Annotated in this window: 19 protein-coding genes and 2 pseudogenes; 14 read left to right on the forward strand and 7 right to left on the reverse strand. The window is 65.9% G+C overall.

What is annotated here, in order from left to right; genetic code table 11:
- The first annotated feature begins 23 nt into the window (after positions 1-23).
- Together AKN83_RS36815 and AKN83_RS36820 are read left to right on the forward strand one after the other, a co-directional pair.
- Positions 24-329 (forward strand): 4a-hydroxytetrahydrobiopterin dehydratase, encoded by a 306-nt coding sequence (locus AKN83_RS36815; RefSeq protein WP_050404938.1) that lies wholly within the window; start codon positions 24-26, stop codon positions 327-329.
- A gap of 95 nt (positions 330-424) precedes the next feature.
- A complete protein-coding gene (locus AKN83_RS36820; protein ID WP_050404939.1) occupies positions 425-799 on the forward strand; it encodes a YkvA family protein in 375 nt (124 codons plus the stop codon).
- A 152-nt stretch (positions 800-951) separates the two neighbouring features.
- On the opposite strand, the gene AKN83_RS36825 is transcribed toward AKN83_RS36820, so the two are convergent.
- A complete protein-coding gene (locus AKN83_RS36825) occupies positions 952-1,932 on the reverse strand; it encodes an NADPH:quinone oxidoreductase family protein (protein ID WP_050404940.1) in 981 nt (326 codons plus the stop codon).
- 105 nt (positions 1,933-2,037) lie between these two features.
- Between AKN83_RS36825 and AKN83_RS36830 the strand changes: the two genes are divergently transcribed.
- From AKN83_RS36830 to argG, 6 genes are all read left to right on the forward strand, one after another.
- Complete coding sequence (locus AKN83_RS36830; protein WP_050404941.1) at positions 2,038-2,877, forward strand: SDR family oxidoreductase; 840 nt, start codon at positions 2,038-2,040, stop codon at positions 2,875-2,877.
- A gap of 193 nt (positions 2,878-3,070) precedes the next feature.
- The gene (locus AKN83_RS36835; protein WP_430641599.1) at positions 3,071-3,664 is read left to right on the forward strand and encodes an invasion associated locus B family protein; all 594 of its coding nucleotides are present in this window, start codon (positions 3,071-3,073) and stop codon (positions 3,662-3,664) included.
- Positions 3,665-3,738: 74 nt separating this feature from the next.
- A complete protein-coding gene (gene rlmN / locus AKN83_RS36840) occupies positions 3,739-4,953 on the forward strand; it encodes a dual-specificity RNA methyltransferase RlmN (protein WP_050404943.1) in 1,215 nt (404 codons plus the stop codon).
- 117 nt (positions 4,954-5,070) lie between these two features.
- Entirely contained in the window at positions 5,071-5,556 is a 486-nt protein-coding gene (locus AKN83_RS36845) for a hypothetical protein (protein ID WP_050404944.1), read from the forward strand.
- 39 nt (positions 5,557-5,595) lie between these two features.
- The gene (locus tag AKN83_RS36850) at positions 5,596-6,378 is read left to right on the forward strand and encodes a phosphatase PAP2 family protein (RefSeq protein WP_050404945.1); all 783 of its coding nucleotides are present in this window, start codon (positions 5,596-5,598) and stop codon (positions 6,376-6,378) included.
- 132 nt (positions 6,379-6,510) lie between these two features.
- On the forward strand, positions 6,511-7,848 hold the full coding sequence (gene argG / locus AKN83_RS36855; RefSeq protein WP_050404946.1) for an argininosuccinate synthase: 1,338 nt from the start codon (positions 6,511-6,513) through the stop codon (positions 7,846-7,848).
- Between the two features lie 133 nt (positions 7,849-7,981).
- On the opposite strand, the gene AKN83_RS36860 is transcribed toward argG, so the two are convergent.
- Positions 7,982-8,569, reverse strand: coding sequence for a TetR/AcrR family transcriptional regulator (locus AKN83_RS36860; protein WP_050404947.1), 588 nt, complete (start codon positions 8,567-8,569; stop codon positions 7,982-7,984).
- Positions 8,570-8,664: 95 nt separating this feature from the next.
- On the opposite strand from AKN83_RS36860, the gene AKN83_RS36865 reads away from it, so the two are divergent.
- Together AKN83_RS36865 and AKN83_RS36870 are read left to right on the forward strand one after the other, a co-directional pair.
- On the forward strand, positions 8,665-9,030 hold the full coding sequence (locus AKN83_RS36865; protein ID WP_050404948.1) for a hypothetical protein: 366 nt from the start codon (positions 8,665-8,667) through the stop codon (positions 9,028-9,030).
- 108 nt (positions 9,031-9,138) lie between these two features.
- Positions 9,139-10,893 carry an alkaline phosphatase gene (locus tag AKN83_RS36870; protein WP_050404949.1) on the forward strand — a complete coding sequence of 585 codons (1,755 nt, stop codon included), beginning with the start codon at positions 9,139-9,141 and terminating at the stop codon, positions 10,891-10,893.
- 222 nt (positions 10,894-11,115) lie between these two features.
- On the opposite strand, the gene AKN83_RS39135 is transcribed toward AKN83_RS36870, so the two are convergent.
- From AKN83_RS39135 to AKN83_RS36900, 5 genes are all read right to left on the reverse strand, one after another.
- A complete protein-coding gene (locus AKN83_RS39135; RefSeq protein WP_083992405.1) occupies positions 11,116-13,389 on the reverse strand; it encodes an OmpA family protein in 2,274 nt (757 codons plus the stop codon).
- A 230-nt stretch (positions 13,390-13,619) separates the two neighbouring features.
- Entirely contained in the window at positions 13,620-13,853 is a 234-nt protein-coding gene (locus AKN83_RS41600; RefSeq protein ID WP_083992406.1) for a hypothetical protein, read from the reverse strand.
- Between the two features lie 117 nt (positions 13,854-13,970).
- Complete coding sequence (locus AKN83_RS36890) at positions 13,971-14,354, reverse strand: VOC family protein (RefSeq protein WP_050400310.1); 384 nt, start codon at positions 14,352-14,354, stop codon at positions 13,971-13,973.
- Positions 14,355-14,658: 304 nt separating this feature from the next.
- On the reverse strand, positions 14,659-16,722 hold the full coding sequence (locus AKN83_RS36895; protein ID WP_172803673.1) for an ABC transporter ATP-binding protein/permease: 2,064 nt from the start codon (positions 16,720-16,722) through the stop codon (positions 14,659-14,661).
- Between the two features lie 177 nt (positions 16,723-16,899).
- Positions 16,900-19,044, reverse strand: coding sequence for a hybrid sensor histidine kinase/response regulator (locus AKN83_RS36900; RefSeq protein WP_050400309.1), 2,145 nt, complete (start codon positions 19,042-19,044; stop codon positions 16,900-16,902).
- A 332-nt stretch (positions 19,045-19,376) separates the two neighbouring features.
- Here AKN83_RS36900 and AKN83_RS36905 point away from each other — a divergent pair, with 332 nt between their 5' ends.
- The 4 genes and pseudogenes from AKN83_RS36905 to AKN83_RS41605 all read left to right on the forward strand — a co-directional run.
- Positions 19,377-19,664 (forward strand): FeoA family protein, encoded by a 288-nt coding sequence (locus tag AKN83_RS36905; protein ID WP_050400308.1) that lies wholly within the window; start codon positions 19,377-19,379, stop codon positions 19,662-19,664.
- Positions 19,661-21,535, forward strand: coding sequence for a ferrous iron transporter B (feoB, locus tag AKN83_RS36910; RefSeq protein ID WP_063695712.1), 1,875 nt, complete (start codon positions 19,661-19,663; stop codon positions 21,533-21,535). The genes AKN83_RS36905 and feoB overlap by 4 nt, the downstream gene beginning before the upstream one ends.
- A gap of 62 nt (positions 21,536-21,597) precedes the next feature.
- Positions 21,598-21,825, forward strand: a pseudogene (locus tag AKN83_RS36915) (IS630 transposase-related protein); the annotation flags it as partial.
- Between the two features lie 98 nt (positions 21,826-21,923).
- Positions 21,924-22,597 (forward strand): annotated as a pseudogene (locus AKN83_RS41605) (IS630 family transposase); the annotation flags it as partial.

Below are 22,597 nucleotides of genomic sequence, written 5' to 3' on the forward strand. Positions count from 1 at the left end.
CGGCGCCAAACGGGAGGGTTACCATGGTTGAAAGGCTGTCAGCGGAAGCCAGGAAGGCCGCGCTCTGGGAACTGGCCGGCTGGTCGGAGCTGGCCGGGCGCGAGGCGATCGCAAAGACCTTCGTGTTCAAGGACTTCAACGAGGCCTTCGGCTTCATGGCGCGCGCCGCTTTGGTCGCCGAGAAGAGCGATCATCACCCCGAATGGAAGAACGTCTACAAGACGGTCGAGGTCGTGCTGGCGACCCACGATGTCGGCGGGGTGACCAAGCGCGATATCGACCTCGCCAAGGCGATGAACGCGATTGCAAGGCAGCTCGGGGTCAGTTGACCCGGCTGCCGCGCAGCCTTGCGCCGGTTGGCCGACATCCCCAGATTCGCATCGTCCGCCGCCGATCCGTCGCGCGGCACTGAGGGAACCTTGCGATGCCGTCGACCGACAGCGGCGTGAGATTCGGGCCTGCCGACCGGTTGGCGCAGGACCCCGAAAGCCTGCGCCGCCGCTTCTGGATCAAGTTCAAGAAAGTGGTGGCGCGGCTGCCTTTCGCCGAGGATCTGCTGGCCGCCTATTACTGCGCCTTCGACCGGCAGACGCCGCGCCATGTGCAGGCCGCGCTGCTCGGCGCGATCGTCTATTTCATCCTGCCGTTCGATTTCATCCCGGACATGCTGCCGGTGCTCGGCTTCACCGATGATGCCGCGGTGCTCGCAACCGCGATCCGCATGGTGGCAAACCACATCAAGCCCGAGCACCGCGAAGCCGCCCGCGCCGCGTTGAAGCGCGGGGTGTCGGTGGAGTGAGGTTCTAACCTCCCCTTGAAAAGGGGAGGTCGCTTTGCTCGTCAGAGCAAAGCGGGTGGGGATCTGTTCTCTCCGCTTGCAGCATCGCCTGAGGCTGGACCCCCATCCCGGCCTTCCCCCTTTTCAGGGGGAAGGAGAAGATGGACTTGTCCTCAGCTGCCCGGATGCAGGATCACCTTGCCCATCGCCTTGCGGCCGGCGAGCACTTTCAGGGCCTCTGCAGTCTGCGACAGCGAGAAGGTCCGGTCGACATGCGAGGAGATCTTGCCTTCCGCGGTCCACTGCACGAGCTTCTCGAGGTTCTTGCGGTTCTTCTCCGGATTCTGCCGCGCCCACGCGCCCCAGAACACGCCGCGGATGTCGCAACCCTTCAGCAGTGCGAGGTTGAGCGGAATCTTCGGAATGTCGCCGGCGGCAAAGCCGATCACCAGGAAGCGGCCTTCCCATGCGGTCGAGCGCAGCGCCGCCTCGGCATAGGCGCCGCCGACCGGATCGAACACGATGTCGGCGCCCTTGCCATCGGTCAGCTTGCGCAGGCCTTCTTTGAGATCTTCCTTGGCGTAGTTCAGCGTCAGCTCGGCGCCGTGCTGCTTGGCGAATGCGAGCTTCTCGTCCGACGACGCGCAGGCAATCACCTTCAGGCCCATCAGTTTGCCGAGCTCGCACGCGGCAAGGCCGGTGCCGCCGGCGGCGCCCAGCACCGCGAGCGTCTCGCCCGGCTTCGGGCTGGCGCGATCTTCCAGCGCATGCAGCGCGGTGCCGTAGATGATGATGATGCCGGCGGCGCGGTCGTAATCGAGATTGTCGGGAATCTTCACGATCGTATTCGCCGGGAGCGCGATCTTGTCGCGCGCGCCGTTGTGGCCGCATGACGCAACGACGCGGTCGCCGACCTTCAGGTCGGTGACGCCGGCACCGATGCTCTCGATCACGCCGGCGACTTCGGCGGCCGGCGAGAATGGGAACGGCGGCTTGATCTGGTACTTGCCCTGGATCATCAGGATGTCGAAGAAATTCAGCGCCGCCGCCTTGATCGCGATCACGGCTTCGCCCGGGCCGGCCACCGGATCGGGCACGTCAGCCAGAACGAGATCGTCGGGTTGACAGTATTGCGAGCAGAGGATGGCTTTCATGGACACACCTGAGTTTCGGACGCAGAAAGAACTGCAAGATCTTGGACTACAAGCTTCATGCCGGATTTGCGGCGGAGCGACAATACAGTGCGGAGGGATCAAACTATGTTTGAAAAGGGCCTGCTAGCGAAAAAGCGCATCCTGATCACCGGCGGCGGCTCCGGCCTTGGTGCTGCGATGGGCGCCCGCTTCGCCGAACTCGGTGCCGAGCTGATCATCTGCGGCCGGCGCGAGACGCTGCTGGAGGAAACCGCAGGCAAATTCCGCAGCGAGCTCGGGGCCAAGGTGTCGACCGCGCGTTGCGATATCCGTGACGGTGCCGCGGTCGAGGCGATGATGGATCAGGTCTGGCAGGACGCGCCGATCGACGTTCTCGTCAACAATGCTGCCGCAACCTTTATTGCGCAGAGCGAACATTTGTCATTCCGCGCGGCGGACGCGATCCTCGCACCGACGCTGCATGGCACGATGTACTGCACGCTCGCCGCCGGCCGCCGCTGGATCGAAGGCAAGCACAAGGGCGTGGTGCTCTCGATCCTCTCGACCTCGACCATCACCGGCCGCGCCTTCACGGTGCCGTCGTCGATGGCCAAGACAGCGGTGCTGGCGATGACCAAGAGCCTTGCCGTCGAGTGGGGTCCGAAAGGCATCCGCACCGTGGCGATCGCGCCCGGCGCCTTCCCGACGCCAGGTGCCACCGGACAGTTGCGTCCCGAAGGGCGCGGCGAGAGCTGGTCGCATCGCAATCCGCTCGGCCGCGCCGGCGAGCATTCGGAGCTCGCCAATCTGGCGACCTTTCTGATCTCCGATCAGGCCGGCTACATCAACGGCGAGATGGTGGTGCAGGACGGCGGCGCGCATTTGCGCAGTTCCGGCGCCGAAGACCTGCTGCAATGGACCGACGAACAGTGGGAGAAGCAACGCGCGGCGCGCGCCAAGGGCTGATCGAGGGATGATCAAGGGCTGATGCGCGACAACGAGCGCTGAAATGCGACGATGCGCGTGCGTCCGTGGCCGGCACGCGCGTTCGGGTCGAACTGCCTTCCCAAAAAAGCGTTTCCCGGTTATCCATCCGAGCCGGCGGAGGGGGAATCGCCGGGCCATCTTGCAGTCACAATGATGGGGGAACCAGTTGGCTGTGCGGCAGATTCTGACATCACTGGCGGCTTGTATCCTGTGCGGGATCATCTCCCTCGCGGCAGCGCAGGCTGCACCCAGGAAGGATGCGGCCAAGGAAGCAGCAAAGTCGGCGCCTTCGGCCGCCGCGGCTGCGGCCGGCGGTGCTGAGCCGACGCTGATCGGCCAATTCGGAACCTGGGGCGCCTACACCGCATCGCCGAACGGCAAGAAGGTGTGCTTTGCGCTCGCCAAGCCGTCGTCGTCGAAGACTAACCCGCCGAACCGACCGCGCGATCCGGCCTATGCCTTCATCTCGACCCGCCCGGCCGAGAAGGTCGTCAACGAAGTCTCGATCATGATCGGCTACACCGTGAAGCCGGGCTCGGAATCGACGCTCCAGGTCGGCGGCGGAACCTATGCGATGTATACCCAGGGCGACGGCCTCTGGATCAAGAATGCGGCCGAGGAGGAGCGGATGGTGGAAGCCATGCGCAAATCGGCCGATCTGACCGTAAAAGCGGTCTCGGCCAAGGGTACCGAGACGATCGACAGCTTCTCGCTGAAGGGCCTGGCGCAGGCGCTCGACCGGCTTGGGCAGGACTGCCGGCGTTAAGACCGACTCTGAGACGTGAAATTGAGGCATTTGGCGGCTTTCCAGCACCGGCTGGAAGGCCTATTTGAGGTTTCATGACCGACACCGTGACCACGACAGCCGTGTCCGGCGCCAGCGCGCTGGTCGAAAAGGTTCCGCTCGAGACCTATGTGCCGCCGGCCAAGCCGTCGCTGATCGGGCTGTCGCGCGCCGAAATCGCCGACCGCCTCGGCGAGATCGGGGTGCAGCCGGCGCAGCGCAAGATGCGCACCCAGCAGCTCTGGAACTGGATGTATTTCCGCGGCGCCAAGAACTTCGGCGAGATGACCAACGTCTCAAAGGACATGCGCGCCCAGCTCGAGAAGCATTTTACCGTCGACCGTCCCGAGGTGGTCGCCGAGCAGATCTCCAATGACGGCACGCGCAAATGGCTGCTGCGGCTGCCGAGCGGAAACAATCTGGAGAAGCCGCACGAGGTCGAATGCGTCTACATCCCCGAGACCGATCGCGGCACGCTGTGCGTCTCTTCGCAAGTCGGCTGCACCTTGAACTGCTCGTTCTGCCACACCGGCACGCAGCGGCTGGTGCGCAACCTCACCGCCGGCGAGATCGTCGGCCAGGTGATGGTGGCGCGCGACCGGTTGAACGACTGGGCCGACCGCGAGGACGGCACGCGGCGCGTCACCAACATCGTGATGATGGGGATGGGCGAGCCGCTGTACAATTTTGAAGCAGTGCGCGATGCGCTCCTGATCGTCGGCGACAACGAAGGCATCGGCATCTCTCGCCGCCGCATCACGCTGTCAACCTCGGGCGTGGTGCCGAACATCAAGCGTACCGGTGAGGAGATCGGTGTGATGCTCGCGATCTCGCTGCATGCGGTGCGCGACGACTTGCGCAACGAGCTGGTGCCGCTGAACCGTAAATACCCGATCAAGGAACTGCTGCAGGCTTGCCGCGACTATCCCGGCGCGTCGAACGCGCGGCGCATCACCTTCGAATATGTGATGCTCAAGGGCGTCAACGATTCGCTCGACGATGCGAAACTGCTGGTGAAGCTGCTCAAGGGCATTCCGGCCAAGATCAATCTGATCCCATTCAACCCGTGGCCGGGCACCGCCTATGAATGCTCGGACTGGGAGCAGATCGAAAAATTCTCCGAATACATCTTCAATGCCGGCTATTCCTCGCCGGTGCGCACGCCGCGCGGCCGCGACATCCTCGCCGCCTGCGGCCAGCTCAAGTCGGAGACCGAAAAGCTTTCGGCCCGCGAGCGCCAGGCGCTGCGTGCGATGGCGATGACGGATTGAGACGTGCCGCCCTCGATGCAGTTCGTCATTGCGAGGAGCGAAGCGACGAAGCAATCCATGTCTCGGCAAGTGGCGAAGTGGATTGCTTCGCTCCGCTCGCAATGACGGGGAGGTAGCATGGCCCTGATCGGCCGCCTGTTCGTCGTCGCCTTCGGCTTCCTGATGGCCTGTTTCGTGGCAGGGATCATCGTCGTCGCCGTGGTGCTATATCCTGAGATCAGCGATTTCGGCGGGCAGATCGACCAGAGTGCGATCAATGTCGTGCTCGGCTTCGGCTTCATCTTCATCTCAGGCTTTGCGCTGCTGCCCGCGCTGATCGTGGTGCTGCTGACTGAAGCCTTCTTCATCCGGAGCGTGCTGGCCTATGCAGTCGGCGGCGCGATCGTCGGCGCGGCCTGCTATCTCGGCCTGGTTCCGTTCGATCCCGACATGATGCAGTTTCACGGCATCGTGCGCCGGCACATGGAGATCATGACCGGCGCCGGCATCGTCGCGGGCCTGGTCTACTGGCTGATCGCCGGCCGCGCCGCCGGCGCCTGGCGCGAGCCGCCGCGCCCCTTATCGCCGCCCCCGCCTTTGCCGTCGCAATCGCCGCGGCCGTGATGCTTCCCATGCCCCACCGCCTCGGCTAAACCGCGCGCCATGAACCGGACCGGACTCTTCATCGCGCTGGCGCTCGCGCTCATCATCGGCATCCTGTTTGGGGCCTATCCCGAACTGGATCTGAAGCTCGCGGCGCTGTTCTACGATGCCGCGGAAAAAACCTTCCCCGTGAAGCTCGACGCGGTGGCGCAGTTCGCGCGCGATGCGGCGATGTGGATCGCCTGGGCGCTGGTGCTGCCGGCGATCGTGACCATCGTCTGGAAATTCATCCGGCCGGATCGGCCGATGCTGATGTCCGGCCGCGCCGCGGTGTTCCTGCTCACCACGATGCTGCTCTCGGCCGGCGTGCTCACCAACCTCACCTTCAAGAACTATTGGGGCCGGCCGCGGCCGGTGTTCGTGACGCAGTTCGGCGGCGACCTGCCATTCAAGCCGTGGTGGGATCCGCGCGGCGGCTGCCCACGCAACTGTTCGTTCTTCTCCGGCGAGGGCGCCACCGCGTTCTGGACCTATGCGCCGGCGGCGCTGACGCCGCCCGCCTGGCGGCCGCTGGCTTTTGCCGGGGCGACCGTGTTCGGCATCGTCACCAGCGGGCTTCGCATGGCCTTTGGCGGCCATTTCTTCACCGACGTCGCGATCGCCGGCCTGGTGTCGTTCTTCACCGTCTGGCTGTTCTATGCGCTGATCTACCGCTGGGCCGCGACCCGGCTGACCGACGAGGCGGTCGATGCCGCGCTGACGCGGCTGGCGATGCCCGGCTACCGGCTGATGCAGCGCTGGCGCCGGGGCGGCAAGGCCGAGCCCGGCGGTACGCAAGCCTGATTAAAGGCGTGCCCAGGCTCCGGAAATTTGATATTCGCCCCAGAGCATGATCCGGAAAAGTGGAAGCCGGTTTTCCGAAAAAGATCATGCTCAAAACAGTAGCATCCCGATTTCGACCGATTGGACCGTCACATGAGTACGATTCTGAAAAGCCTGCCCACCGGCGAGAAAGTCGGCATTGCGTTCTCGGGCGGGCTCGACACCTCAGCGGCGCTGCTCTGGATGAAGCTGAAGGGCGCCAAGGTCTTTGCCTATACCGCCAATCTCGGCCAGCCCGACGAGGCCGATTACGACGCGATCCCGCGCAAGGCGATGGATTTTGGCGCCGAGAAGGCCCGCCTGGTCGATTGCCGCACCCAACTGGTGCATGAGGGCATCGCCGCGATCCAGTCCGGCGCGTTCCACATCTCGACCGGTGGCATCACCTATTTCAACACCACCCCGCTCGGCCGCGCGGTGACCGGCACGATGCTGGTCGCGGCGATGCAGGAGGACGGCGTCAACATCTGGGGCGACGGCTCGACCTATAAGGGCAACGACATCGAGCGCTTCTACCGCTACGGCCTGCTGACCAACCCGAGCCTGCGCATCTACAAGCCCTGGCTCGACCAGCAGTTCATCGATGAGCTCGGCGGTCGCGCCGAGATGTCGGCGTTCATGACCGCGCAGGGTTTTGCCTACAAGATGAGCGCTGAGAAAGCCTATTCGACCGACAGCAATTTGCTCGGCGCGACCCATGAGGCCAAGGATCTCGAAAGTCTTGCGAGCGGCATCACCATCGTCAATCCGATCATGGGCGTCCCGTTCTGGCGCGCCGACTGCGACGTCAAGGCCGAGAAGGTCACGGTGCGCTTCGAGGAAGGCCAGCCGGTCGCGCTGAACGGCAAGACGTTCGCCGATCCGGTCGCGCTGTTCCTGGAGGCCAATGCGGTCGGCGGCCGCCACGGCCTCGGAATGAGCGACCAGATCGAGAACCGGATCATCGAGGCCAAGAGCCGCGGCATCTACGAGGCGCCCGGCATGGCGCTGCTGCACATCGCCTATGAGCGGCTCGTCACCGGCATCCATAACGAGGATACGATCGAGCAGTACCGCATCAGCGGCTTGCGGCTCGGCCGCTTGCTCTATCAGGGTCGCTGGTTCGATTCGCAGGCCCTGATGCTGCGCGACACCGCGCAGCGCTTTGTGGCGCGCGCCATCACCGGCGAGGTTACGCTCGAACTGCGCCGCGGCAACGACTACTCGATCCTCAACACCGAGAGCCCCAACCTGACCTATGCGCCGGAGCGGCTCAGCATGGAGAAGGTCGAGGACGCCGCCTTCTCGCCGGCCGACCGCATCGGCCAGCTGACGATGCGCAACCTGGACATCGCCGACACCCGTGCCAAGCTCGGCCTCTACAACAAGACCGGCTTGATCTCGAGCGGCGGAGGCTCGCAGATCTTCCAGCTCGAGAACGACAAGGAGTGAGGCGAGGCGCCACCGCCGTCATTGCGAGGAGCGAAGCGACGAAGCAATCCATCTTTCCGCGCGTGTGGAGGGATGGATTGCTTCGCTGCGCTCGCAATGACGGTGGAAAGAGCGTGGTCACAGATTCTTCTATTCACTTCACCCTGAGCGCATCCAGCAGCGAGCCGAACGCGCGCGCGTAATCCGTGCCGGTCTTGCCGATATCGGGCCCCGCGGACACCGCGACCGCAGCTTCGGTCACCGCGCCGAGCAGCAGCCGCGACAGGGGTTCGATCGGTTGCCGCGCGATCACGCCGGCATCCATTGCAGCCGCCAGCGCGCGCGGAAATTTGCCGCCGAAATGTTTTGCGTCGATCTCGCGCCAGCGCTCCCAGCCAAGCACGGCCGGGCCGTCGCGCAAAATGATCTGGCCGATCGGGCCTTTTGAGCACGCCGCGAAATAACCCTGCGTTCCCGCCGCCATTGCCGCGAGCGGGTCGTTCTCGGCGCGCGAGATGCGGTCGAGATCGGCGACGAGGTCTATCGAGACCTGCTCGAACACGGCCTCGAACACCGCCTCCTTGGTCGCGAAGTGATGATAGACTGCGCCCTTGGCGACGCGCGCGCCGCTCGCGATGTCGTCCATCGTTGCCGCCGCAAAGCCGCGTTCGCCAAAAATGCGCCGCGCCGCCTTGACGATCGCGGCTCTGGTCTTCTCGCGCCGTTCGGCCTGGGTTGCCATGATGAATGTCTAGCCCAGGTTCCGCAGCAGCGCCAGTTGACTTACCGACTGTCAGTCAATAAATACCGACCATCAGTCGGTAAATGGAGAGTGCCATGCCTTCCCTCGAAACGCTGCAAGCCTTCGCGGACACGGTCGAATCCAACGACCATGTCGGCGCAATCAGGAAGTTCTATACGGCCGATGCCCGCACCCAGGAGAACGACGGCGAATGGCGCGTCGGCCGCGAGGCGCTGGCGGCGCGCGAAGCGGCGGTGCTGGCTGCGGTCTCCGGCGTGAAGACCACACGGCTCGGACCGCTGCTGCTCGACGGCGACCATTCGGCGATCTGCTGGCGATTCGAATTCACCGGCAAGGACGGCAAGGTCCGTAGCATGGAGGAGGTCGCCTGGCAGACCTGGCGCGGCGAGGAGCTGATCGAGGAGCGCTTCTTCTACGATCCGCAGCAGATGGCGCGCTGACTCCCGTCCTTGCGGCAATACGTCCCGGCGCCGCCTCATTGCGGCGTCATCCGCCGCAACTAGCCTCCGCCCCGGCACGCATCGTGCGCAAGGGACGGAGCATCGATCATGATCAAGTCATTGGCCGGCGTGGCCGTCACGCTGCTGGTGGCGGCGGCGCCGGCGCTCGCCCAGACCATCTATCCGATCGATCGCGCCGAGATCCTCGTCGGCGCCAAATTCGACTTCAAGGTCGAATTTCCCGGCCTCGTCGATCAGGCCCGGCTGAAGGTGACGCTGAACGGCGCGGACCATGCTGCGGTGTTCGGCCAGAGCGGTACGTTCATCGCGCGCGAGGCCGGCAAGGATCAGTCGGCGTTGCTGCTTCGCGATGTCTCGCTCGCCCGGCCCGGCCCCGTCACCGTCGAGGTCAGCGACGGCACGCAGAGCCGTAACGTGACCTGGACGGTCTACGACACCGGGCCGCGCAAGGCGAAGAACGTGATCCTGTTCATCGGCGACGGGATGTCGCCGGCGCATCGCGTCGCCGCGCGAATCCTCTCCAAGGGAATCGCGGAAGGCAAGAGCCGCGGCAAGCTCGCCATCGACGACATGCCGCACATGGCGCTGGTCGCGACCGCAGGCTCCGATTCGATCATCACCGACTCGGCGAATGCCGCGAGCGCCTACGCCACAGGCCACAAGGCTGCGGTCAATGCGCTCGGCGTCTACGCCGATCGCACGCCCGATCCGCTCGACGACCCCAGGGTCGAGACCATCGCAAGTCTTGCCAAGCGGGCCGGCCTCGCCGTCGGCATCGTCACCAACACCGAAATCGAGGACGCGACGCCGGCCGCGATGGTCGCGCATACCCGCCGCCGCGCCGCGTATGATGCGATCGTCGCGCAGTATTTCGATGCGAAGCCGGATGTGCTGATGGGCGGCGGCGCCGCGAATTTCCTGCCGCAATCCGCCGCGGGATCGAAGCGCAAGGACGATGTCGATTATCTCGCCCGCTTCCGTGAGGCCGGCTATCCGGCCGCGACCACCGCAGCCGAGCTGAGTGCGCTCGCCGCGAAGCCCGCGACGCGCCAACTGCTCGGCCTGTTCGCCCCCGGGAACATGGACGGCGCGCTCGACCGCAAGTTCCTCAAGGGCGGCGGCGTCAGGAAATTTCCCGAGCAGCCCGACCTGACCGAGCAAGTCCAGGCGGCGCTCACCGTTCTGTCGAAGCACGATGCCGGTTTCTTCCTGATGGTCGAGTCCGGCCTGATCGACAAATACGCCCATCTGCTCGACATGGAGCGCGCGGTCTACGACACCATCATGCTCGATAATGCGGTCCGGCTGGCAAAGGACTGGGCCAAGGCGCGCAACGACGACACGCTGATCCTGGTCGTTGCCGACCACAACCATCCGAACAGCCTGGTCGGCACCATCAATGACGACATGACTGCTGTACCCAACGTGCCGCTGCGCGAGCGCGTCGGCGTCTACGACAAGGCCGGCTTTCCGAATTACCCGGCGCCCGATGCCGAGGGCTATCCGTCACGCGTCGATGTCTCCAGGCGGCTTGCGATCTTCTCGGCCAGTCTGCCGGACCATTACGAGACGTTCCGTCCGAAGCTCGACGATCCGAACGAGCCGACCGTGAAGGGCGATCAGGGCGACACCTTCAAGGCCAACGACAAGTACAAGGACGTTCCCGGCGTTGTGCTGCGTTTCGGCAATCTGCCGGCGATGATCGGCGCCAGCGTGCATTCCGGCGAGGATGTCATCCTCACCGCGACCGGGCCAGGCAGCGAGCGCGTCCACGGTTCGATGGACAACACCGAGGTGTTTCGCGTGATGGTCGATGCGCTGGGGCTGGGGGCGGGGAAGTAGGAAATGATGTTGGCGTGAGCGGCGACGCTTCTCCGACCTCCCCTTGAAAAGGGGAGGTCGCTTTGCTCGTCAGAGCAAAGCGGGTGGGGATCTGCTCTCTCCGTGAGCAGCGTCGCCTGCGGCTCGGCCCCCCTCCCGACCTTCCCCCGTTCAGGGGAAGGAGACCAAACAGAAATGGCCGGGATCGCTCCCGGCCATTTCGTATCGTGATGTGGCGCCGGCTCAGCGCGGCGGCGCGGCGGAGGCGGTGCCGCCGTTGAGCAGCGGGGTGATGCGGCGAACGGTGACGCGCCGGTTGATGCGGCTCGGTCCGTCGGTCTGCTCCTTCAGGTACTGCGAGCCGTAACCCTGCGAGGTCAGGTTTTCCGCCGGAACGCCGAATTGCTGCGTCAGCAGCTCGGCGGCGGATTGCGCACGGCGGTCGGACAGCGACAGATTGTCGGTGTCGTTGCCGGTCGCATCCGTATGGCCTTCGATCAGGAACACCTCGCGCGGATTGCGCTGGATGGCCCGGTTGAGACCGTCGGCGATCACCTGCAACCTCGCCGCCTGATCCGGCGGGATGGTCCACGAACCGGAGTCGAAGTTGATCGTGTTGAGGTCGATGCTCGGCATCTGCATGCGGACATTGGGGCTGTAGCGGATCTCTTCGAGCGAGTAGCGCCGATCGATCCGCTGCACCGGCGGTGCCTCCATGGTCTCGTAGATCACGTCGGGCGACGCTTCCTGAGCGTCGACGATGTAGCGATCGTAGGGAATGTTGACCACCGGCGGCGGCACGTCGACATAGAAGCCGCCGACCGCGCGCGGATCGCGATAGCTGTTGTCGATGATGACGAGCTCGCGCCCGCCGGGATCCCTGCGGATCCGGCGCAGCATCTGGCCGTCGGCACCGACCACCGTGATGATCTCGCTGCCATCGGGACGGACCACAATGGTGCGGGTTTCGCCGCCGATCGTTTCGGTGCGGATGTCACGCGCGCCATAGCGGAAACGATAGACGTCGTCGCCGCGCACATAGGCCTGGCCGCTCGGGTCGCGAATGATGACCCGGTCCGGTTCGGTGTAGATGGTGCGGCCGTCTTCGACGACCTCCTGCCGCTGGCCGCGCAGGTCGGCGATGCTCCCGCCGATGATCGCACCGGCCACCACGCCCGCACCGACCGCGGCGCCGATCGCAAGCGGCGTAATGTTGTCATGCCGCGGCGGCGGCGGCAGCGGCGCTGCGACCGCAGGCGCGGCCCGGAATGCCGGTGCAACCGTCGGCGGGGCGTATTGCGCCTTGCCGGGCGGAGGCGTTGCAGCCGCCGAGCCGGGGACGACGGTCGGTGCCGCGGGCGCGCCCATGGCGGCTCCCTGGGCCGGTGACACGCCGGGCGCAACGCCCGGGCGTGCCTGCTGAGCCGGAGCCGGTGTCGTGCCGGGAGCGCCCATTGCCGCGCCCGGAGCCGGAGGCGTTCCGGGCGGCGTGGCTGGACGTCCCTGCTGACCCGGAGCCGGTGGCGCCGGCGTGGCGCCCGGCGGCGTGGTTGCGGCGGGCGGGGCGCCGGGGGTGCCAGGTCGTGCCGGCGGCTGCCCGCCAGCGGCGGGAGGCGTCGTCGGTGTGGCAGGCGCAGGCGTTGTCGGTGTTGCGCCGGGCGCAGGCGTGGGCGGTGTACCGGGCGGTTGCTTGGCACCGCCAGGACGCTCACCGTTAGGCCGTTCGCCGCGCTCGCCGCGTGGGCGTTCGCCCGGTGCCGTTGACGGAGCTGCAGGTGTTGGCGTTGCGGCCGCGGGCGGCGTGCCGGGGCGTGCTGCGGGAGCGGCGGTGCCCGGCGCTGCCGGTGTTGCGGCACCCGGGGCCGGCGTCGGCGGCGTATGCGCGGGACCTGCGCCGGGCGCCGGTGTACCCGGGCGTTGTGGTGCTGCGGCAGGCGGCGGCGGGGTCGGCGTCGGATGTGCGGGCGCCGCTGCCGGTGGCGGTGGCGTCGCAGGCTTCGCGGGCGCCGCTGCAGGCGGCTCCGGCCGTGCGGGTGCAGCCGGCGGCGGTGGCGTTGCTGGCTTCGCGGCCGGTGGCTCGGGTCGCACGGGTGCGGCTGCCGGCGGAGGCGGCGCCGGGCGCGCTGCGGGCGGTTCGGGCCGTGCAGGAGCGGCCGGCGGAGCAGGGTGTGCGGGCGCGGCCGCGGGCGGCGGAGGCGGAGCGGGGCGTGCAGGCGCGGCTGCGGGCGGAGCTGGCGGCGTCGGATGCGGCGCGGCCGCCGGAGGTGGCGGTGTCGGATGAGCAGGCGCAGCTGCCGGAGGTGGCGCCTGCGGATGCGGTGCGGCTGCGGGCGGAGCCGGATGCGCGGGAGCGCCCGGCGCGGGCCGCGGCTTGGGCTTTCCGTCGGGTCCGAGCTCTTCCTTTGGCTGCGCTTGTGCGACGACCAGCGGCGAAGTTTGTGCGTGCGACGCTGAGGCGGCGAATTGCATCACCGTCAGCGCAGTCGTGGCGAGCAGCACGAGACGAAGCTTTGTCATGGTATTGGAGTCCCCGGGCGGAAAGTCTGGGCAGGAGAGAAAGTGAGAGCCGAACAATTCGGCAGGACGATGAATTGCCAGCCGTTAGGCCGGATTGTGGCGAGCATCGAATCATCGGCGAAGTTTATTTCGACATTATAACGGGTTGCATGTGCCTTTGTTCACTGGCCATTCAGAAGAAACGCTCGGACACACTCGCGATCGATGTGGAACTGAGGCGCGCTCGTGAATCAGCGGGCTGCGGGGCGATCTGTCGCAGGCGGTGGACCGGATGGTCCGGGCGGTCCGCGCACCGGTGATTCGTCGGGAGTCTTGCCGGGCAATTCGTCCGGTCGCGGCGGCTCGCCGGGTTCGCGCACCGGCGGTGGAACCTCAGGCTGCGGATTGCCGGGCGGAATTCCCGGCGGCGGTTCGCTCGGATTGCCCGGCGTCGCGGGCGGAATCTCGGGTGGTTCGATCGGCATCAGATCGAGACCCTGTTGCCGATGTCGGGGCCGCTGATGCCAGGTCGCATTGCGCGCATCGATCGCTCCATCGAAGTTCCAAGCGATAACGGATCGCGCGCCGCGCCGTTCCCGTTATCAGGGCGTGTGGCAGACCGCTTCGATGTTGTGGCCGTCGGGATCGAGCACGAAGGCGCCGTAATAGTTCGGATGATAATGCGCGCGAATGCCGGGCGCGCCGTTGTTGCGGCCGCCGGCCGCCATCGCGGCCTTGTAGAAGGCGTCGACGGTGGCGCGGTCCTTGGCCGCAATCGCGATATGCACCGGCTTGTTCAGCGCGCCTTCGCCGCCGATCCAGAAATCCGGCTTGCCGTCGGCGCCGAAGCCTGCCGCTGGCGCGTGCCCCGCAACTTCAGCAGGCACTTCCATGATCAGGCCGTAACCGAGCGGCGCCAGCGCCGTCTTGTAGAACGCCTTCGCGCGCTCGTAGTCGGAGACCGAAAAGCCGATATGGTCGATCATTGCGAGCTTCCCTTGCTGTGCCGCATTGGCATCCGCACCTCCCCTTGAAAAGGGGAAATGAAGATGTAGCCCGGATGCAGCGAAGCGCAATCCGGGCTGCTCTAGCCGAGGATGGTCTGACCCCGGATTTCACCGCGCTTCATCCGGGCTACGATCCCGTCGTCATGCAATTGCCTCCGCGTTCTCGCTTCGCCTCCTCTTCGAAAGGGGCTAACGCCTGGCGAAATGTCGTTGCGGGGGATCGCATATGGCCCATCGAAAGCGGCGCATGCATAGCGGGTCATGACGGGAGCGCCAACGCCCGCTATGCCGCCTTGTCCGACACCTTGGCCGAGGCTCGCTGTTGGCGCAAGAAGCGCCCGAGCAGCCGCCGCTTGCCCTTGCGCGGGATCAGCTCGACGTCGCTGACCAGCTTCGCGCCGCCCTTGCGGCGCTCCAGCACGATCTTGCGGCTATGGAATGCCTCGAGCTCGACGCGATGGGCGACGCTGACGATGGTCGCCTTCGGCAATTCCGTCGTCACCATCTCCATCATGTTGTCCTGGCTCTTCTCGTCGAGCGCGGAAGTCGCCTCGTCGAGCACGACGATGTCGGGGTTGTGCAGCAGCAGCCGCGCAAAGGCGAGCCGCTGCTTCTCGCCACCGGACAGCGTCTGGTCCCACGGCGCCTCCTCCTCGATCTTCTCCTTGAGATGGTCGAGCCCGACCTTGTGCAAGGCGTCGCCGATCTCATCGACGCTCCAGTCCTCGGCGGCGCCGGGATAGGCCACCGCGCGCCGCAGCGTGCCCGAGGGCACGTAGGGCTTTTGCGGCAGCATGAACAGGCGGCGGTCCGCGTGCAGGCCGACGCTGCCGCCGCCCCATGGCCACAAGCCGGCGATGGCGCGCACCAGCGTGCTCTTGCCGGTGCCGGATTCGCCGGCGACCAACAGCCGCTCGCCCGGCTCAATGACCACTTCGGTCTCGCCGACCACGGCGGTGCCGTCGTCGAGCGTGACGGAAAGGTCGTTGAGGCTCAGCATGGCATCGCCCTCGGTCTCGCCACGCTCGATGCGGCCGAAGCCGTCGCCGGTCTCGGCGCGCTCCAGCCCGTCAAGCGACATCATCAGCGAGGCGATGCGTCGTGCGCAGGCGTTCCAGTCGGCGAGCCGCGGATAGTTGTCGACCAGCCAGCCGAACGCCGTCTGCACGATGGTGAAGGCCGAGGCTGCCTGCATCACCTGGCCGAGCGACATGCTGCCATCGAGGAATTTTGGCGCGCACAGCAGCAAGGGGACCACCGGCGCAATGAGATTCGATCCCTGCGATACCAGCGTCGTGCGCATGTGCTGCCCAGCGAGCCGCGCCCATTGCCGCAACACGTTCGAGAACGCCTTGTCGATGCCGTCGCGCTCCTCGGTTTCGCCGCCGAGCAGCGCGATGCTTTCGCCATTCTCGCGCACGCGGGTCAGGATGTAGCGGAATTCCGCTTCCGCCTGGTTCTTGTCCTCGGAGATCTGCACGAAGCTGCGGCCGATCGCCGTGATCGAGCCCGACGCGACCGCCGCATAGATGATCGCAGCAATGACCAGGAAGCCCGGGATACTGATGGACGAGCCGCCGAGCGTCACCGTCAGCGCGCCGCCGATGGTCCAGAGCACCACGATGAAGGTGACGGCCGAGAGCAGCGCCGACGTCACGCCGGCGATGAAGTCGACCGGGGAGTCGGTTGCGATCCGCAGATCCTCGGCGATGCGGTATTCCGGATTCTTGTGGTCGCCGTCGACCAGATTGAGCTGGTAGTAGCGGCCGTTCGCCAGCCAGCGCGACACGACGGCGTTGGTCAGCCAGGCGCGCCAGCGCCGCTGAATACCCATGCGACCGAACACCTGGCCAACGCCCAGCAGCACGCTGCCGATCGCAAGCGGAAAGAAGATGGCCGTCAGGTGGAACACCGCGGCCGAGTCGCGCTTCTCGATCGCATCGAAGATCGCGCGATTCCAGACATTGATGCCGTACTGCACGGCGACGTTGGCGACGATCAGCAGCAGCAGACCGATCGTGAACAGCCATGCCAGCCGGTCGCCGCCTTGGCTCCAATAGCCGCGCGCGCTGATCCAGAACCGCGTCAGCAGATAGTCCTTGCGCGCTTGTTCGGCCTCTTCGGGCGACAGTTCGGGGTCGGGCTCGACAACGTCCGGCGGCGGCGGTTCGACATGGTCGCCGTTTTCGGCGACGATCTCGACGAATTCCGATTTGTCGTCGGCTTTGCCCTGTGCGGCAGCGGTGTCTCCGGTATCGCCGCGCGTCCCGCCCGCTTTCCGAGGCGCGTTGGTCTTCGCCGGCGCGGGCCTGTTCGACGATCCGGATTTTGCCTCGGCTTTGCCCATCGCGCGATAACGCGAGGGAAATCAGAAGGTTCCAAGCCAATTCCGGCGTATGCGACGGGATGATCCGACGGGCAAGCCAGCAAAATCCGTCAATGGCTGAGCCGCAAACCCAGTGTCATCCCTGCGAAAGTTTTCGCAGGCGCGGCAGCGAATGCGCGATACGCGTACGCGGTTCATTCACCCCGCCGGCGCCTGGTCCCGCTTCAGCCGGCGCGAGCGGGTGGCCTTGTGCAGCACCCGCGCCAGCTGCTCGGCCGAATACGGCTTCTGCAGCAGCTCGAAGCCGCCGCTGCCTTGCTGCGACAGCACCTGGCTGTAGCCGGAAGCAAGCACGATCGGCAGGTCGAGGCGCTGCCGGCGGATCTCCTCGGCAAGCTCGATGCCGCTCATGCCGGGCATCACGACATCGGTGAACACGAGGTCGAACCGGTCGGGCTCGACGGCCAGCTCCTCCAGCGCGTGGGTGGCGTTCTCCACGAGCACGCAGGTGCAGCCGAGCTGGGTCAGCGTGTCGGCGGCGAACTTTCCGACCTCGGCATTGTCCTCGACGATGAGGACCGACGCGCTGGTCGGCTCGACCGACGGCGCGTCCTCCGTGAGCGGCGATTGTGCGTTGTGCTTGCCGACGACACGCGGGAGATACAGCGTGAACGTCGAGCCCTTGCCGACTTCGCTGGTCACGGTGACCTCGCCGCCGGATTGCTTGGCGAAGCCAAACACCTGCGACAGGCCAAGGCCGGTGCCGTGACCGACCTCCTTGGTGGTGTAGAACGGCTCGAAGATGCGGCCGAACAGCTCCTGCGGGATCCCGACGCCGGTATCGGTCACCGACACCGCGACATGGCCGTGCTGGCTCGGCGGCGTGATCGCCTCGGCCGGCAGATTGCTCACGGCGCGGACCGCGATCGTGAGCCGGCCGACGCCGTCCATCGCGTCGCGCGCATTCACCGCCATGTTGATGATGGCGGTCTCGAACTGGCCCGCATCGGCGTTGACGAGGCAGGTCTCGTCCGGCACCTGCGCCGTGATCTCGATCCGCGAGCCGATCAGGGTGTTGATCATCTCGCTCAGGGTGCGGACATTCTGGCAGACGTCGAACACCTCGGGCTTCAGGGTTTGGCGGCGCGCGAACGCAAGCAGCTGGTTGGTCAGCTTGGCGGCGCGGTTCACGGTGTTGGAGATCGCATCGATATAGCGCTGCCGCCTCGCCTCCGGCAGGTCCGACCGCCGCAGCATGTCGACCGACGCGCGGATCACGGTGAGCAGATTGTTGAAGTCATGCGCGACGCCGCCGGTGAGTTGTCCGAGCGCCTCCAGCCGCTGACCATGCCGCAGCGCGTCCTCGGCTTCGATGCGCCTGTCGGCTTCCTCCAACATGCGCTCAGTTCGCTGATAGGCGAGCACGAGCAGGCCGAACAGCAGCGCGGTCGCCGGTATGCCGAAGATCAGGTGCTGCGCCATGGTCGATATCCAGCGCGCATGGATCGCCGAGGTTTCGAGCCCCGCACTGACATAGATCGGGTACTCGGCCAGCCGCTGATAGCGCATGCGCCGTTCGATGCCGTCGGCCGGCGAACGGATCGTCATGCCGCCGGCTTCGGGATTGGCGACGATCTGTCGCCCGAGCGGGCCGCTCGGCTCGAACCTGGCGTCGTGGTCGATGACCGGAAAATGCGCCAGGATCGAGCCATCGGTCCGGATCAGCGCCAGGAAGCTGCCGGGCTCGCGGCCGATCTTGGCGTAGAAATTCTCGAAATATTCCGGAAGCACGGAGGCCTGGACCACGCCGCCAAAGCTGCCGTCCTCGTTGTTGCGGCGGCGGCCGACGCTGAAGAACCGCGCACCCTGATACGGTGGCCGCGGCGTCAGCACCTCGCCGATATAGGTGCCGATGTCGCGCTCGGCGTGGATGCGGAAGTAATCCCGATCGGAGAAATCGATGTCGGGGGCCGGTTGCACCAGGCTGTTGACCAGGGCATGGCCGTTGGCATCGAACACCCAGATCGATTTCACCTGGGGGAGCGCGTCCGCGAGCCGGCGCAGCCGCTCGTGCAGGCCCTTCTCGCGCGCGACGATCTCGGCGTCGCCCATGCCGCGGACGACCTCGGTGACCTCGGCAAGGCTGCGGTCGATGGTCTCGAACACCTTGAGCGCGTGCTCGTGGGCGACGTCGAGCGTGCGCTGGATCTCCTGGTCGGCGGCCTCGCTGGTCGACATCCGGGACATCGAGGATGCAAACACGAACAGCGCCAGCGGAAGGGCCAGCGATGCGGCCATCATCCATTGCAGCAGTCTCAGCGAATTGCGTTGTGCGGTCTGCACGGGCGCTCCGGATCCTTGCGGACCTTAACGCAAACCGTCGCGCCGGAGGAAGCAAAACCCCGTCCCGGCACCCGGCGCCGCGGCTGCCTCGCCTTGCAGCCGCCGGTCAAGGTTACCGGAGGCCAACCCGGATCGATCAAGTGCGAGCCGGCACGCGTCCGGGGCGACGCAGGGCGGATGCCGCCTGGCGTCATCACGACCCTGTTGCTCCACGCCGGCCGTTAAGCGGAAAAACGACCCAGATGACGCTTCCCGGCGCTGTTTTTAGGGGTTCTAAAACCTCTCACGGGCAAATGCTTGACCCTATGACTAGCTGCTGAAAAACAGGCCGCATGACAGGCGATCCAAACTCCTCCCAGGATAAGCTACAGGACATCCGGCTCGGACATGCGGATCGCGGTTTTGTCGGAAAAATCATCAGGCTCGATGCGCTCGTGACGGGTTCATCGCTGTCTCCGAAGGAGCTCGAGCAGCGCCTGGTGGAGATGGGATTTGTCGAGGGCGCACGCGTGGAAATCCTGCATGAAGGCACCATCCGGCGGGATCCGATCGCGGTGCGCGTCGACAACATCACGATCGCGCTGCGCCGGAGCGAAGCCATGGCTGTGATCGTCGAATGACAACTGCATCGCTACGCCTCGCGCTGGTCGGTGCGCCGAACACCGGCAAGACGTCGCTGTTCAACAGCCTGACCGGCAGCCGCCAGAAGGTCGCCAATTATCCCGGCGTCACGGTCGAGCGCAAATCCGGCGGATTCGTCACGCCGGAGGGCCGCAGCGTGACGGTGCTCGACCTGCCCGGCACCTATTCGCTCCGCGGCCGCAGCCCGGACGAGGAGATCACCCGCGACATCGTGCTCGGCCGCTTCGACGGCGAGGCCGTGCCCGATCTCGTGCTCTGCGTCGCCGACGCCACCAATCTGCGGCTGACCTTGCGGCTGGTGCTCGAGCTGAAGCGCGTCGGCCGGCCGATGATGCTCGTGCTCAACATGATCGACATCGCGAAGCGCCGCGGCGTGACGATCGATCTCGATCGCATGTCGCAGGAGCTCGGCCTGCCGATCGTGACCTCGGTCGCGGTCCGCAAAGGCGGTGTCGACGAGCTCTTGAAGCGGACTGACGAATTTCTGGCGAAGTCGCACGAGGCGGCGGCCAGCCAGTGGACGACGCCGACGATTGCGGACCTCAAGGCCGCGCAGCGCGAGGCGGACCGCATCATTGCCGCAGCGGTGACACTGCCGACCAAGCCCGACACGCTGACCAACCGGATCGATTCGGTCGTGCTGCATCCGGTCTGGGGTCTCATAATCCTCGCCGTGATCCTGTTCGTGATGTTCCAGGCGGTGTTCACCTGGGCGCAGCCGGCGATGGAGTTGCTGTCGGGCGGCTTCGCCGCGCTCGGGCAGCTGATCCACGATCTGCTCCCCGAAAGCTGGAGCCTGTTGCAGAGCTTCCTGCAGAACGGCCTGATTTCGGGCGTCGGCAGCGTCATCGTGTTCCTGCCGCAGATCATCATCATCTTCCTGTTCATCTTGCTGCTGGAAGATTTCGGCTACATGGCGCGCGCCGCATTCCTGATGGACCGCATCATGGGCGGTGCCGGGCTGCATGGCCGCGCTTTCATTCCGCTGCTGTCGAGCTTCGCCTGCGCCATTCCCGGCATCATGGCGACGCGGGTGATCGACAACCGGCGTGATCGCCTGACCACGATCCTGATCGCGCCGCTGATGACCTGCTCGGCGCGAATTCCGGTCTATACGCTGATCATCTCGGCGTTCGTTCCGGCGACCACGCTGTGGGGCTTCGTCAATCTGCAGGGGCTCGTGATGTTCGGCCTCTATGCCGCCGGCATCACCAGCGCGCTGACGGTCTCGGCGATCGCAAAGTTCTTCCTGTGGCGCGACCATGCGCCGGCGCCGTTCATGCTGGAATTGCCCGACTACAAGGTGCCGCGGCTGCGCAGCATCGCGATCGGCGTGCTCAATCGCGCCAAGATGTTCCTGTATCGCGCCGGCACCACGATCCTCTCGATGATGGTGCTGATCTGGTTCCTCGCCTCGTTCCCGACCGCGCCCGCCGGCGCCGAGGGGCCGGCGATCAATTACAGCTTCGCGGCGATGATCGGCCATGCGCTCGAGCCGCTGCTGCGGCCGATCGGCTTCAACTGGCAGATCGCGGTGGCGCTGATCCCGGGCATGGCGGCGCGCGAGGTCGCGGTCGCGGCGCTCGGCACCGTCTATTCGATCGAGGGCGGTAAGGAGGCGGCGGAGCAGATCGGCCAGGTGCTGGCACAGAAATGGACGCTGGCGACCGCGCTGTCGATGCTGGTCTGGTACATCTTCGCCCCGCAATGCGCCTCGACGCTCGCGGTGATCCGCCGCGAGACCGGCGGCGCGAAGTGGATGGTGGTGACGTTCCTGTACATGCTCGCGCTGGCCTATGCCGCGAGCTTCCTGACCTTCAATCTGGCGCAGGCGCTGGGGCTGCATTAGAGCGTGATCGTTTTGGTCTGAATCGATTGGGGATTCCCAAATCAGCGGGGTTCTGATTCAAGATGCTGGCTGGAGGAGGCCAGCATCTGATGGGACGGGCCTATTCTCTTGATTTGCGCGAGCGCGTTGTTGCCGCGGTAGCGGCGGGAGAGAGCTGCCGGTCGGTGGCTGCCACCTTCAAGGTCAGTGTTGCGAGCGTGGTGAAGTGGTCGCAGCGGTTTCGCGCGACCGGAAGCGCGGCGGCGCGGCAGATGGGCGGCAATCGTCCCTACGCGCTGTCTTCCGAACGCGACTGNTAGAGCGTGATCGTTTTGGTCTGAATCGATTGGGGATTCCCAAATCAGCGGGGTTCTGATTCAAGATGCTGGCTGGAGGAGGCCAGCATCTGATGGGACGGGCCTATTCTCTTGATTTGCGCGAGCGCGTTGTTGCCGCGGTAGCGGCGGGAGAGAGCTGCCGGTCGGTGGCTGCCACCTTCAAGGTCAGTGTTGCGAGCGTGGTGAAGTGGTCGCAGCGGTTTCGCGCGACCGGAAGCGCGGCGGCGCGGCAGATGGGCGGCAATCGTCCCTACGCGCTGTCTTCCGAACGCGACTGGCTGCTCAAGCGGCTTGCCGAACAGCCGGACGTGACGTTGCGCGCCCTGCTGGCGGAGCTGGCCGAGCGCGGGATCAAGGTCAGCTATTACGCGGTGTGGCACTTCTTCGAGCACGAAGGCATCAGCTTCAAAAAAAAGCCTGCACGCCAGCGAGCAGGATCGCCCCGACGTCGCCCGGCGGCGGGCGCAATGGCGAAAATATCAAGGACGGCTTGATCCTTCCCGGCTGGTCTTCATCGACGAAACCTGGGCCAAAACCAACATGACGCGCACCCACGGCCGTGCGCCACGTGGCGAGCGACTGATCGCCAAGGCCCCGCATGGCCGCTGGCGGACGCTGACCTTCCTGGCCGCCCTGCGCCATGATCGCATCGAGGCGCCCTGCGTGATCGATGGTCCGATCAATGGCGAGAGCTTCCTGGCTTACGTCGAGCAAATGCTGGTTCCGACACTTAAGCCTGGCGACA

The organism is Bradyrhizobium embrapense, assembly GCF_001189235.2.
GTDB classification, from domain to species: domain Bacteria; phylum Pseudomonadota; class Alphaproteobacteria; order Rhizobiales; family Xanthobacteraceae; genus Bradyrhizobium; species Bradyrhizobium embrapense.